Annotated in this window: 9 protein-coding genes; 6 read left to right on the top strand and 3 right to left on the bottom strand. The window is 75.3% G+C overall.

All coding sequences use genetic code 11. The features are described from left to right. Window positions 1-27: 27 nt before the first annotated feature. A complete protein-coding gene (locus ACFU74_RS19790) occupies window positions 28-801 on the bottom strand; it encodes a GntR family transcriptional regulator (RefSeq protein ID WP_380758360.1) in 774 nt (257 codons plus the stop codon). A gap of 268 nt (window positions 802-1069) precedes the next feature. Here ACFU74_RS19790 and ACFU74_RS19785 point away from each other — a divergent pair, with 268 nt between their 5' ends. From ACFU74_RS19785 to ACFU74_RS19775, 3 genes are all read left to right on the top strand, one after another. Beyond that, window positions 1070-1996: a glycoside hydrolase family 19 protein gene (locus ACFU74_RS19785; protein ID WP_380758358.1), complete on the top strand. Its 927-nt coding sequence runs from the start codon at window positions 1070-1072 to the stop codon at window positions 1994-1996. 196 nt (window positions 1997-2192) lie between these two features. Next, on the top strand, window positions 2193-3254 hold the full coding sequence (locus ACFU74_RS19780) for a serine hydrolase domain-containing protein (protein ID WP_380758355.1): 1062 nt from the start codon (window positions 2193-2195) through the stop codon (window positions 3252-3254). Window positions 3255-3354: 100 nt separating this feature from the next. Then, entirely contained in the window at window positions 3355-7053 is a 3699-nt protein-coding gene (locus tag ACFU74_RS19775; protein ID WP_380758352.1) for a SpoIIE family protein phosphatase, read from the top strand. Window positions 7054-7080: 27 nt separating this feature from the next. On the opposite strand, the gene ACFU74_RS19770 is transcribed toward ACFU74_RS19775, so the two are convergent. Beyond that, the gene (locus ACFU74_RS19770; RefSeq protein ID WP_380758350.1) at window positions 7081-8388 is read right to left on the bottom strand and encodes an MFS transporter; all 1308 of its coding nucleotides are present in this window, start codon (window positions 8386-8388) and stop codon (window positions 7081-7083) included. A gap of 53 nt (window positions 8389-8441) precedes the next feature. Here ACFU74_RS19770 and ACFU74_RS19765 point away from each other — a divergent pair, with 53 nt between their 5' ends. After that, window positions 8442-9329, top strand: coding sequence for a winged helix-turn-helix transcriptional regulator (locus ACFU74_RS19765; RefSeq protein ID WP_380758347.1), 888 nt, complete (start codon window positions 8442-8444; stop codon window positions 9327-9329). 64 nt (window positions 9330-9393) lie between these two features. Here the strand turns inward: ACFU74_RS19765 and ACFU74_RS19760 are convergent, their stop codons facing one another. After that, a complete protein-coding gene (locus tag ACFU74_RS19760) occupies window positions 9394-10347 on the bottom strand; it encodes a pseudouridine synthase (RefSeq protein WP_380758345.1) in 954 nt (317 codons plus the stop codon). Between the two features lie 835 nt (window positions 10348-11182). On the opposite strand from ACFU74_RS19760, the gene ACFU74_RS19755 reads away from it, so the two are divergent. After that, window positions 11183-12280 carry a PP2C family protein-serine/threonine phosphatase gene (locus tag ACFU74_RS19755; RefSeq protein ID WP_380758342.1) on the top strand — a complete coding sequence of 366 codons (1098 nt, stop codon included), beginning with the start codon at window positions 11183-11185 and terminating at the stop codon, window positions 12278-12280. A 112-nt stretch (window positions 12281-12392) separates the two neighbouring features. After that, window positions 12393-13041: DUF5995 family protein (locus ACFU74_RS19750; RefSeq protein WP_380758340.1), on the top strand; the 649-nt coding region annotated here is incomplete at its 3' end.

Here is a 13041-nt window from a genome sequence, read left to right as displayed (position 1 = left end):
CACCCGGGAAGGGTGCGGGCGGGCGGGTCAGTCCGCTTCGAGGCGGGTGGTGAAGCTGAACCGGTCGCCCCGGTAGAGCGAGCGCACCCGCTCCACCGGCCGGCCGTCGGTGTCCCTGGTCAGCCGGTGCAGCAGCAGCATCGGCAGGGCCGGCGGGGTGCCGATCAGCAGGGCCTCGCGCGGGGTGGCCAGCACGGTCTCGATCCGCTCGTCGGCGGCGCCGAAGCCGATGTCCGCCTTCTCGGCGAGGTAGGCGTAGAGCGAGGAGCCGGGATCGAACTCCACGTCCAGCGCCGGGACCCGGCCGACGGCGAGGTAGGTGCTCTCCAGGCCCACCCGCTCGCCGTCCGCGAGCAGCACCCGTTCCAGGTGCCAGACCGGCTCGCCCGACACGATCCGCAGCTGGCCGGCCAACTGGGGGTCGGCGCCCAGCCGTTCCAGCCCGATCAGGGTGCGTCCGGGGACCCTGCCCTGGCGCCGCACGCCCTCGGTGTAGCTGGCGAGCGAGAGCGGCTGCTCCAGCTTGGGGCCGGCCACCACGGTGCTGCGCCCGCGCCGGCGGATCCGGCCCTGGAGCAGCAGTTCGCGCAGGGCCTGGCGGAGCGTCTCGCGGGCCACCGCGAAACGGGCCGCCAGATCGCGCTCGGTCGGCAGTACGCCGCCCTCGCCGAGTTCGTCGAGCAGCGCTTCCAACTCGCCCTTGACGGCGTAGTACTTGGGCACCCGGCCGTGCTCCGGGATGCCGGAGCGGATCGGTGCGCCCGGCCCGGACCGGGCCGCGGGGTCGATGGTCTCGTCCACCCGACCATCCTTCCAGATGGAGAGACCTGGCCATGACAGCGCCTCCGGCGCGCCCGCCGAAGGCGTTCTGCACTGCGCCTCTTTTGCCCGAGACCCCTTGACAGGTATAGACCACTCCGCTTGAGTCTGGGTCAGCCCCGCACCCGGCCCGCACCCCGGTCGGCCCGTCCCCCACGACGTGCCCCCACACCGCGGGGCCCCGGCTCCCCTGCCCCGACGTCCCTACCTCCACGACCGTGCGGCCCCACACCGCACAAGGGGTGATCAAGTGTCCACGAAACGCCTGCTCGCACTGCTCTCCGCCGTCGCCACGGCGCTGGCGGTGGTCCTGCTGCTGCCCGCGGCCAACGCCAGCGCCGCCGTCTGCGCCACGCCCTGGAACTCCTCGGCCGTCTACACCGGCGGCGCCGCCGTCTCCTACAACGGCCACAACTGGCTCGCCAAGTGGTGGACCCAGAACGAGCCGCCGAGCACCGGCGGCTCCGGCGTCTGGTCCGACCAGGGCAGCTGCGGCGGCACCGGCCCGACGCCGACCCCGACCGTCACGCCCACGCCGACCACCTCGCCGAACCCCGGCGGATTCCCCGTCAGCCAGGCCCAGTTCAACCAGATGTTCCCGAACCGGAACCCCTTCTACACCTACCAGGGCCTGATCGACGCGCTCAGCGCCTACCCGGCCTTCGCGGCCACCGGCACCGACACGGTCCGCAAGCAGGAGGCCGCGGCGTTCCTCGCCAACGTCAACCACGAGACCGGCGCGCTGGTCTACGTCGTCGAGCAGAACACCGCCAACTACCCCCACTACTGCGACAGCACGAAGTCCTACGGCTGCCCGGCCGGCCAGGCCGCGTACTACGGCCGCGGGCCGATCCAGCTGAGCTGGAACTACAACTACAAGGCGGCCGGCGACGCCCTCGGCATCGACCTGCTGCGCAACCCCAACCTGGTGCAGACCGACCCGGCCGTGGCCTGGAAGACCGCGCTCTGGTACTGGAACACCCAGAACGGGCCGGGCACCATGACCCCGCACAACGCGATCGTCAACGGCTACGGCTTCGGTGAGACCATCCGCAGCATCAACGGCTCGCTGGAGTGCAACGGCGGCAACCCCGCGCAGGTGCAGAGCCGGATCAACGCCTACCAGCGCTTCACCCAGCTGCTCGGCACCGTGCCGGGCAACAACCTGAGCTGCTGACGGAAGTCCGAAGGCACGCCCGCCCGCGAGCGGACGGCAGTAGCTCTAGCAGGCGGAAGCACTTCTAGCGCGTGCGAGAAACTCGCGAGCGGGCGACAAGCCCCTCCCCCGTACCTCCGGGGGACGAGCGGGGCGGCGGCGAAATCGTCGCCACGGTGGACGCCGCCGCCCTGCCGCCACTCCTAGGCTCGGGGCCATGAACGATCTTGGCAGCCTCGTCCAGCAGACCGCCGACCGCGTCGCCGGCCAGGGGGTCGGCGCCGTGGTCGCCGGCCTCGCCGGCGGCACGGTGGAGATCCGCGGCGCCGGCCGCACCGGCCCCGGCCCCGCCGGCGGGCCGCCCGGTCCCGACACGCTGTTCGAGATCGGCTCGGTGACCAAGGTGTTCACCTCGCTCGCCCTCGCCCGGCTGGACCTGGCCGGCGCCGTCACCCTGGACGAGCCGCTCGCGGACCTCCTCGCCGACGCGCTTCCGGCCGGCGTCACCGTCCCCGCCAAGGGCGAGCAGCCGATCGCGCTGCGGCACCTGGCGACCCACACCTCCGGCCTGCCGCGGCTGCCCGCCGGGATGCTGCTGCCCGCCCTGTTCACCCCCCACAAGCCCGACCCCTACGCCCACTGCACCCCCAAGTGGCTGCTCGCGAGCCTCGGCCGGACCAAGGTGCGCACCACGCCCGGGCGCGGCTTCCGCTACTCCAACCTCGGCGCCGGACTGCTCGGCCTCGCGCTCGCGCACCGGGCCGGCGGGTCGTACGAGGAGCTGGTCCGGCGGGAGATCTGCGAGCCGCTCGGGCTCGCCGACACCGTGGTCACGCCCGACGCCGGACAGGCGGCCCGGCTCGCCCCCGGCCACACCACGGGCGGCCGCCCGGTGCCGGGCTGGGAGCTCTCCGGCCTCGCGGGGGCGGGCGCGCTCAAGTCCACCGCCGCCGACCTGGCCGTCTTCCTGGAGGCCCAGCTGGCGGCGGGCACCGACGACGACTCGCCGCTGGGCCCGGCCGTCGCGCTGACCCGCGAGGTGCGGCACCGGGTCAACCCGTTCGCCTGGATGCACCTCGGCTGGCTGGGCCGACGCCTGCACGCCCGCCAGGGCGGCCACCTGCAGATCTGGCACAACGGCGGCACCGGCGGCTACCGCTCCATCGCGGCCTTCGACCCGGAGAAGCGGGTCGGGGTGGTCGTGCTGGCCAACACCCGCCGCTCCGTCGACACCCCCGGCGTCCAGCTCCTGCGCACCCTGCAGACCGCCCAGGGGTAGCGCGGCGGCCACCGCCCCGTACCGCGCGGGGGTGGTGGGGCGCGTGGGAAGATGGCAGGGCTGGTGGCGACGATCTCCGGGCGGTTCCTGGTGACCGAGCATGGTGAACAAGCGGCATGAGCGGCGCGAGGCCGCCGGGCCCGGACGAGCCGACGGTCCGGAGGCCCTGCTGATGGTGCCGATCGCCACCGCCCTGATCGAGGCCGACGGCCGGATCCTGCACTGGAGCAGCGACGCCGAGGCCCTGCTCGGCTACTCCCCGGAGGAGGCGATCGGCGCGCGGGCCGCGCAGCTGCTGGCCTCCGACGAGCGGCGGCCCGAGGTGCTGGAGCTGTTCCAGGAGATCCTGGACGGCCGCGGCTGGTCCGGCGTCTTCCCGGTGCGCCACCGCGACGGGCACCACGTCAACCTGGAGTTCCGCACCCATCCGATCGCCGGCCCCGGCGGCAGCCCGCTGGTGCTGGCGGTGGCGTCGGACGTCACGACGCTGCGCAGGATCCAGGCGGACCTGGCCGTGCTGAACGGTTTCTTCACCCAGGCCCCGGTCGGGATGAGCGTGTACGACACCCGGCTCGCCTTCGTGCGCCTCAACGAGGCGCTGGCCAGGATCAACGGCCTCTCGGTGGAGCAGCACCTCGGGAACCGGCTGACCGAGCTGCTGCCCGGTATCAACGGCGCGGAGAGCGAGGCCGTGATGCGCCGGGTGCTGGAGACCGGCGAGCCGGTGGTGGACGTCCGCTCGCACGGCCGCACGCCCGGCGACCCGACGCACGACCACGCCTGGTCGGCCTCCTACTTCCGGCTGGAGGACAAGGGCGGCCGAATACTCGGGGTGAGCTCGACGGTCGTCGACGTCACCGAGCGCTTCCAGGCCGAGACCAGGGCCGCCCGCGCGCAGGAGCGGCTCGCCCTGCTGGTCGAGGCCACCGCCTCCATCGGCACCACCCTGGACCTGCGGCAGACCGCCCGGGAGCTGGCCGACGCGATGGTGCCCAAGGTGGCCGACATCAGCGGCGTCTTCGCCCTGGAGGCGCTGGCCGCGGGCCGCGACGTCGAGCCGCCGGACCCCGCCGCCCCGCAGCAGGTGCGCCGGCTGGCGCTGGCCACCGCCGACCCGCTCTACCCGGCGGAGGCGCTGCCGGTGGACACGGTCCACGCGCTGGCGCCGGACTCCCCGTACGCGCGGGCGCTGGCCACCGGGCGCACGGTGGTGGTGCCGTCCTGGGAGCTGCCGCCGCTGAGCGAGGCGATCAGCGAGAGCGGCCGGCAGGCGTACATCGGCGACCGTCCGCGCTCGGTGCGGATCACGCCGCTGGTGGCGCGCGGCACCACGCTCGGCATGGTCGTCTACTCGCGGCGCGGCGAGCGGGAGTCCTTCGCCGAGGCGGACATCACGCTCGGCGACGAGCTGGCCTCGCGGGCCGCGGTGGCGATCGACAACGCCCGGCTGTACCTGCGCCAGCACCGGACGGTGCTGGCCCGCCAGCAGGCGCTGCGCGAGGCGAAGGCCGCGCAGGAGCGGCTCGCGCTGGTGAACACGGCCTCGGCCCGGATCGGCACCACGCTCGACCTCGCCCAGACCGCCCAGGAGTTGGCCGAGGTGGCGACGCCCCGGCTGGCCGACACGGTGGTGGTCGAGGTGCTGGACGACCTGGTGCGCGGCGAGCGGGAGGCCCGCCCGTCGCCGGACGGTTCGGCGGTGCTGCGGCGGATGGCCTTCCAGTCGGCGCCGCATTCGACGCTGCGCCCGATCGAGCGCACCGGCGGTGTGCACCGCTTCGTCCCCTCCTCCCCCTACGCCTGGGCGCTCGCCCACCGCACACCGGTGCTGGTGCCGCGGATGGACGAGGCCGGGCGGGCCTGGTTCCGGGACGATCCGGTGCGGGCGGCGGCGGTGCTGGAGCAGGATCTCCGGTCGTTCATGGTGGTGCCGTTGATCGCGCGCGGTTCGCCGGTCGGGCTGGCCGCGTTCTACCGGACCGTGCCGGACCATCCGTACGAGGAGGAGGACCTGGCGCTGGCCGGGGAGTTGGCGGTGCGGGCGGCGGTGTCGATCGACAACGCGCTGCTGTTCACCCGGGAGCGGGACGCGGCGGCCGCCCGGCAGCGGGCGCTGGACGAGGCGTGGGCGGCGCAGCAGCGGCTGTCGCTGCTCAACGAGGCCTCCGGGCGGATCGGCACCACGCTCGATCTGTACCGGACCGCCCGGGAGTTGGTCGAGGTGGTGATTCCGCGGTTCGCGGACTTCGTCACGGTCGACCTGCGTGCCACGGTGCTCGACGGTGAGGATCCGGCGCCGGTGCCGCCGGACGGGTCGGTGGCGATGCGGGCGGTGGCGGTGGGCGAGTTGGGCGAGGAGGGGGTGATGGCGGGGGCGGCCGACGCGATCGGGGAGACCTCGCAGTCGGCGCCGGTGTACGCGCAGAGTCTGCGCACCGGCCGCTCGATCCTGGTGTCGGAGGTGGACGAGGCGGCGCTGCGCAGGATCGTGGCCTCGCCGGACCGGGTGCGGCCGAGCCTGGACGCCGGGGTGCACTCGTATCTGATGGTGCCGTTGCTGGCGCGCGGACTGGTGCTGGGCGGCGCGGAGTTCATCCGTACCCGCAATCCGCTGCCGTTCGACCCGGCGGACCGGTCGTTGGCCGAGGAGTTGGTCGCCCGTACCGCGCTGGCGATCGACAACGGCCGGCTCTACCGGCGGGAGCGGGAGACGGCGCTCACGCTGCAGCGCAGTCTGCTGCCGCAGGAGATCCACCGCACGCCGGGCCTGGAGCTGGCCTACCGGTACCTGCCGAGCAGTGTGGTCAGCGAGGTCGGCGGCGACTGGTTCGACGTGGTGCCGCTCTCGTCGGGGCGGGTGGCGCTGGTGGTCGGCGACGTGATGGGCCACGGCATCCGGGCCGCCGCGACGATGGGCCAGCTGCGGACGGTGGCGCGGACGTTGATCACCCTGGAGATCGCGCCCGACCGGGTGCTGCAACGGCTGGACGAGGCGACGACGGCGCTCGGCGAGGGCCAGTTCGCCACGTGTGTCTGCGTGGTGTACGACCCGGTCGGCCGGCACTGCACGGCGGCCTGTGCGGGCCATCTGCCGCCGGTGGTGTCCGACACCGAGGGCAATGCCCGGCTGGTCGAGCTGCCGCCCGGCGCGCCGCTCGGGGTGGGCGGGGTCCCGTTCGAGAGCGTCGGGTTCACCCTCCCCGAGGAGGGCATCCTGACGGTGTACACGGACGGCCTGGTCGAGCGGCGGGGCCGCGATCTCGACGAGGGGTTGCGGCTGCTCTGCCGTACCGTCGCCGAGCGGCGCGGCTCGTTGGAGCAGACCTGCGACGCGGTGCTCGCCGAACTGACCGGCCGCACCAGCGAGGACGACATCGCCGTCATCATGGCGCAGGCGCGGCCGGCCGGTTCGGACCGGATCGCGACCCTTCCGCTCGGCGACGACCACGCGATGGTCGCCCATTCGCGCCGCTTCACCCGGGAGACGCTCGTCGAGTGGGGGCTGGGCGCCCTGGCGGACTGGGCGGAGCTGCTGACCAGTGAGCTGATCACCAATGCCCTGGTGCACGCCGGGTCGCCCACCCAGCTGCGGTTGTTCTGCGACCGCACGCTCACCGTGGAGGTGGCCGACCGGGACGCCGCCCCGCCGCGGATCCGGCGTGCCCGGGAGGAGGACGAGGGCGGGCGCGGTATCCACCTGGTGAACGAGTTGGCCCACCGCTGGGGCACCCGGCGCACGACGGAGGGCAAGGTGGTCTGGTTCGAGCTGGAGCTGCCGCCGGGGGCGGCGGGGCGGTAGCGGCGGGACGGTAGCGGCGTGCCGGTGTCAGCGCAGCTCGCGCATCCGGCGGATCGGGCCGGTCAACAGGATCACGGGGCCGGCCGCGCTGCTGAGCGCCAGTAGGAGCAGTGCGGTGCGCGGCCCCCAGGCCGAGGCGGCGGCGCCGGCGGCGAGCGCGCCGACGGGTATCGCGCCCCAGGAGACGAAGCGGACGGTGGCCATCACCCGGGGCAGCAGTTCCGGCGGGGTCCTGGTCTGGCGGTGGGTGCGGGCCACGATGCTGGTGACCACGACCCCGGCGGAGAAGCCGGCGTTGCCGACGGCGAAGACCAGCGTGCCCCAGCCGGGGCCGGCCGCGGGGAGCAGCAGGGAGAAGGCGGCCGCGGTCGTCGCCGCCCAGCACAGGGCGCGCCCGCTGCCCAGCCGGGAGACCACCCGGGGTGTGAGGGCGGCGCCGATCAGGCTGCCGAGGCCGCCGGTGGCCACCAGGGCGCCGACGGCGGCGGCCGGTGCGTCGAGGGTGCGGACCAGGAACAGCGGGGTGAGTGTCATCAGTCCGCCGGAGACGAAGTTCATCGCGGCGGCGAAGGTGGCGGCCGGCCGCAGCACTTGGTGCCGGGTGACGTAGCGCCAGCCCTCGCGGATCTGCTCGCGCATTCCGGCGTCGGCCTTCCCCGCGGCGGTGGCCGGCGGTTCGACGGGCCGCACGCTGAACAGCAGGGCCGCCGAGACGAGGTAGCTGACGGCGTCCAGCAGTATCGCCGTCGCGCCGCCGACGAGTTGCACCAGCACGCCGCCGAGCGAGGGCCCGGCCAGTTCGGTCGCCGCGGAGCTGCCGGAGAGCAGGCTGTTGCGGGCGGTCAGTTCCTCCTTGGCGACGATCGAGGGCAGCACGGTGGAGATGCCCACGTCGAAGACCACGCCGGCGAGGCCGACCACCAGTGCCACCACCACGAGTTGGGGCAGGCCGAGGGTTCCGAGGGCGGCGGCCAGCGGCACCGAGGCGACGGCGACGCCGCGCACCAGGTCCATCGCCACCTGGGTGCCGCGCAGCGGCAGCCGCTGGACCAGGACGCCGGCCGGCAGTCCGATCAGCAGCCAGGCGGCGTAGCCGGCGCCGGTGATCAGGCCGACGTCGATGGCCGAGGCGTGCAGGGTGACCACGGCGACCAGCGGCAGGGCGACCGCGTTCACCTGGTCGCCGATCCGGGTGACCGTCGAGGCGGTCCAGTAGCGCCAGAACACTCCGGCCGGTCTGCCGCCGTGGTCAGGGCCGGGCCGCCCCGCGTACGCCGGGGCGTCCGTCGTCGTACGTGCGCCGGTCGTCTTCGTGTCCGCCGTCTCGATCGACACACCCACCCCTTGATTAGTGAGTCTCTTTTGGGAACTCACTATAATCGGCGGTCATGCGGCACACGGAAGCGGCGGACGCCGACTGCGCGATCTCCCAGGCCCTGACCGTGGTCGGGGACACCTGGGCCATGCTCCTGATCAGGGACGTCGCAGGCGGCACCCACCAGTTCGACGCCCTTCAGCACGGGCTCGGCATCAGCCGGAAGGTGCTCACCCAGCGCCTCAAGGCCCTGGTCGCCGACGACGTCCTGGAGAAGCGGCTCTACCACCCGCACCCGCCGCGCTACGAGTACCACCTGACGGAGGCCGGACGCGGCCTGCTCCCGGTGCTGGTCGCCCTCCAGGGCTGGGGCGGGCGGTACGTCCTCGGCGACGGCTCGCTCTCCGGCACCAGCACCGCCGACTCCGCCGAGACCCGCCGGGTGCTCGCCCTGACCGGCCGTCGGCTGCCCCCGCTGGAACTCACCGCCGCCTCGGGCGAGCGGACCGACCCGGTCTCCCCGGACCGCGCCTGGACGGTGCTCTACTGCTTCCCCGGCGCCTACCGCCCCGGCGGGCCGGACCACCCCCCGGGCTGGCACGACATCCCGGGTACCGGCGACCGCACGCTGGAGTCCCGCACCTACCGCGACCGGATGGCCGAGTTCGCCGCGCGCGGCGCCGCCGTCCACGGCGTCAGCACCCAGCGCCCGGACCAGTTGGCGGCCTTCGCCGAGCACGCGCGGATCCCGTTCCCGCTGCTGTCCGACATCGGCCTCGACCTGGCCGCCGCCCTCCGCCTGCCCACCTTCCGGACCGGCGGCGTCGAGCACCTCAAGCGGCTCACCCTGGTCGTCGACGCCACCCGGACCATAAGGGGCGTCCGCTACCCCGTCACCGACCCGGCGGGCGCGGTCGACGACGCGCTGGTGCTGCTCGACGGGCTCGCGGCGGCCGGGTAGGGCCGCCGCTCCGGGCCCCCGGGTCCGTCCGGGCCTCCAGGTCCCTCCGGACCCCCGGGTCCGTTCAGGCCTCCGCCCGCCAGACCTCCGGGTCCGTCCAGGCGGCCAGCGTCCGACGGCTCTCGAAGCGGCGCGGGCGGCCGGTCAGCGGGTCGGTGAACTCCACCGCGGAGGAGAGGAGTTGGAGCGGGCGGCGGAAGTCGTCCGGGGCCGCCTCCGGCAGCACCGCGGGGTACACCGGGTCGCCCAGGATCGGCAGCCCCAGGCCGCTCATGTGCAGCCGCAACTGGTGCGTGCGGCCCGTCGACGGCCGCAGCAGGTAGCGGCCCAGCCCGTCGCGCCGCTCCACCAGCTCGATCCGGCTCTCGCTGTTCGGCGCCGCGTCCAGCTCGTACGCGTCGATCCGCCCGCGCTCCTTCACGATGTGGCTGCGCACCGTGCGCGGCAGCTCCACCGCCGGGTCGACGGCCGCCACCGCCTGGTACTCCTTGCGGACCAGCCGGTCGCGGAACAGCGTCTGGTAGGCGCCCCGGTCCTGCGGCCGGACCACGAACATCGCCAGCCCCGCCGTCAGCCGGTCCAAGCGGTGCGCCGGGCTCAGCGCGGGCAGCTCCAGCGCGTGCCGCAGCCGGGAGAGCGCCGTCTCCACGACGTGCCGTCCGCGCGGGGTGGTGGCCAGGAAGTGCGGCTTGTCGACGACCACCAGGTGCTCGTCCCGGTGCAGCACCTCCAGCTCGAAGGGGACCGGCACCTCCGGCGGCAGCTCCCGGTAGAACCACAGGTGCGCCCCCGGCCGGAACGGCTCCGCCGCCCCGACGGCCCGCCCGTCCTCGCCGACCACCCCGCCGGCCAGCAGCAGCGCCTCCACCCGCTCCGCCGCGACCGCCGGCAGCCGCTCCAGCAGATACGCCCGCACCGTCTCCCACGGCCCGCCCTCCACGGGCAGCCGCAGGTGCACCGGATCCACCCCGGACCGCTGCGGAAGCGGCGAGGCCGGCACCGTACTCCTACGTCTCATCTCGCCCGCCACCCTACGTCCTCGCGCGCGCCGGGGGCGTCGGAGCCGACCGGCGGACTGCCGCCCACGGCCGCCACGGACCACGAGGCCCCGCCCCGGCCGCCCGGATCCCGGCCCGGCCCTCCGCCCGCACGGTCCGGTGGCCCACCCGGCCGGCCGCCGGGGACACCGCGCTCGACGCGTTCGAGGCCCGCTGCGGGGTGCCCCTGCCCGTCGGCCTGCGCGCCCGGCGTCGCCTGGACGCCCGAACCCGTGGCCGCCCAGCCGGTTCACCCCGATGCCCCGCCCGACCGCCCCGAAGACACCTGCCCCCCAGCCGAGACACGACGGGCCGCGCCGAGCAGGAGCCGCCCTTCCACCGCGCACCCCGTCGATCGCCGACAACACCGGCAGCGACGGGGTGCCCCCGAGCCCGCTGCCACCCTGCTGCACCCCCGGTACCCCTCCCGGCCGCCCTGAGGACACAAGCCGCCCGACTCCCCCAACCGAGACACGACGGGCCCCCACCGAGCACGAACCGCCCCTCCACCCCGGACCCCGCCGATCGCCCACAACACCGGCAGCGACGGACCGCGAGGGCCACGGCGGCGTCCTGGGCCGGGACCACAAGCCGCGGCGGTCGGACGCGACGGCGAGCCGCACGCCACCGCCCGTCCGCGCGCCGGGGTCCGGCACCCCGGCCCTGCTCGGCCACGCCGTGCCCGGCTGGCCGCAGCGGCCGTGCGCCGCTCTCGTCGACGCCGGCGTCGCCCTGGCCCGGGCGCCGCCGGGATGCCGGTGGGGCGGGGCGCGGTGGAGAGTGGACGGGAGGCGGGTTGGAGGTGAGGCCGTGGCCGTGGCCGGCAAGGGGTCCGAGGACGGCGGGGTGCCGCTGCCGCCGCTGCCCCGGCGGACCCGGCTGCTGCTGTACGGCGCGTTCCTGCTGCTCGTCGGGGCCGTGCTGGCGGACGTCCTCACCGGGCCGGGGACCACCCTCTCCCCCGTCCTCGCCGTGGCGCCCGTCCTGGTCGGGGCGACCACCCGGCGCGCCCGGGTGCCGCTGGCCACCGGCGCCGCCGCCATCGCCGTGGCCGGGCTGCTGGAGGGCGGCAGCAACACCCACCTGCCCGGCTCCGTCCACCTCGCCTCGCTGATCACCATCACCGCCGCGACCCTCGCCAGCACCGCCAACGTCGTGCTGATCGCGGCCCGCGAACGCGAGCTCTTCCACGTCCGGACCGTCGCCGAGGCCGCCCAGCGGGCCCTGCTGCGCCCGCCGCCCGAGCGGGCCGGCCCGCTGCGGATCGCCGTCCGGTACGTCGCGGCCGCCGCCGAGGCACGGATCGGCGGCGACCTCTACGAGGTGGCCGACACGCCGTACGGGGTCCGGATCCTGCTCGGCGACGTCCAGGGCCACGGCCTGCCCGCCGTCGAGACGGCCGCGGACGTGCTCGGCGCCTTCCGCACCGCCGCCCGCACCGAACCGGACCTCGCCCGGCTCGCCGAACGGCTCGACGCCGTCCTCGCCGACCGCCCCGGCGGCGGGCGGTTCGTCACCGCGCTGCTGCTCGACGTGGACCCGGACGGCGCCGCCCGGCTGGTGAACTGCGGGCACCCGCACCCCCTGCTGCGCCGCGCCGGGGGCGTCACCGAACTGGCCCCCGCCCGGCACGCCCCGCCGCTCGGCCTGCTCGGCCTGGTCGGCGACGGCGGCTACCGCGCCGAACCCGTCGACCCGCGCCCCGGCGACCTGCTGCTCCTGTACACCGACGGCGTCTCCGAGGCCCGCGACACCGCGGACGCCTTCTACCCCCTCGCCACCCGCCTGCCCTCCTTCCCCGCCACCACCCCGGACGACCTGCTGGACGCCCTCCTCACCGACCTCGCCGCCTGGGTCTCCCCCGCCGGCCTCGCCGACGACGCCGCCGCACTGGCCGTCCGCTGGGAGCAATGAGCCGGCGCTCGGCGGTGTGCCGCCCCTCCGCCGCCGGGGATCCACCGGCCCGGCGTGCCACGATGATGCGATCAGTGCACGAAACGGCACCGGAGGGTGACGGATGGCCAGGGTGTCCACGCGGACCACGGCGGCGGCGCACGGGATCGACGCGGTGGTCCGCCGGCTGCGGGCGATCGCGGCCGTACTGCCGCCCGCCGACGGGGTGGCGGTGTTCAACCGGATGTACCTGACCGTCACCGAGACCGTCCGGTTCCGGCTGGGCGCGTTCGAGGACCCGGCCGCGATGGCGGTGCTGGACACGGTGTTCGCCGGGCGCTACCTGCTGGCCGTGGACGCGGTCGCGGCGCGGCGGCGCCCCCCGGCCTGCTGGCGGCCGCTGTTCGAACTGCGCGCGCACCCGGACGTGCACCCGGTCCAGTTCGCGCTGGCCGGGATGGCCGCCCACATCCAGCACGACCTGCCGCTCGCCGTCGTCGACACCTGCCGGCGGCTCGGCCGGGACCCGGAACGGCTCGCGGGCGACTACCGGCGGATCAACGACCTGCTGGCGGCGGTCGAGGCGGCCGTCCGCGAGCAGCTGATGCCGGGGCCGGACGTACTGGAGCGGTTCGAGCCGCTGACCCACCGGCTCGGCGCCTGGTCGGTCGACACCGCCCGGGACGCCGCCTGGGCCTCGGTGCGGGTGCTCTGGGAGCTCCGCGAGCGCCCCTCGGCGGCCGCGGCGTACGGCACGGCGCTGGACGGCGCGGTCGGAGTGC

This window comes from Kitasatospora sp. NPDC057500, assembly GCF_042802195.1.
Lineage (GTDB): Bacteria > Actinomycetota > Actinomycetes > Streptomycetales > Streptomycetaceae > Kitasatospora.
Note: the sequence above shows the minus strand (reverse complement) of the source record. Positions and strands in the feature narration are given on the sequence as shown.

Bases quoted from the DNA above. Each gene is read 5' to 3' on its own strand.
- ACFU74_RS19780 (WP_380758355.1), top strand. From the start codon at position 2,193: ATGAACGATCTTGGCAGCCTCGTCCAGCAGACCGCCGACCGCGTCGCC.
- ACFU74_RS19775 (WP_380758352.1), top strand. From the start codon at position 3,355: ATGGTGAACAAGCGGCATGAGCGGCGCGAGGCCGCCGGGCCCGGACGA.
- ACFU74_RS19765 (WP_380758347.1), top strand. From the start codon at position 8,442: ATGCGGCACACGGAAGCGGCGGACGCCGACTGCGCGATCTCCCAGGCC.
- ACFU74_RS19760 (WP_380758345.1), bottom strand. From the start codon at position 10,347: ATGAGACGTAGGAGTACGGTGCCGGCCTCGCCGCTTCCGCAGCGGTCC.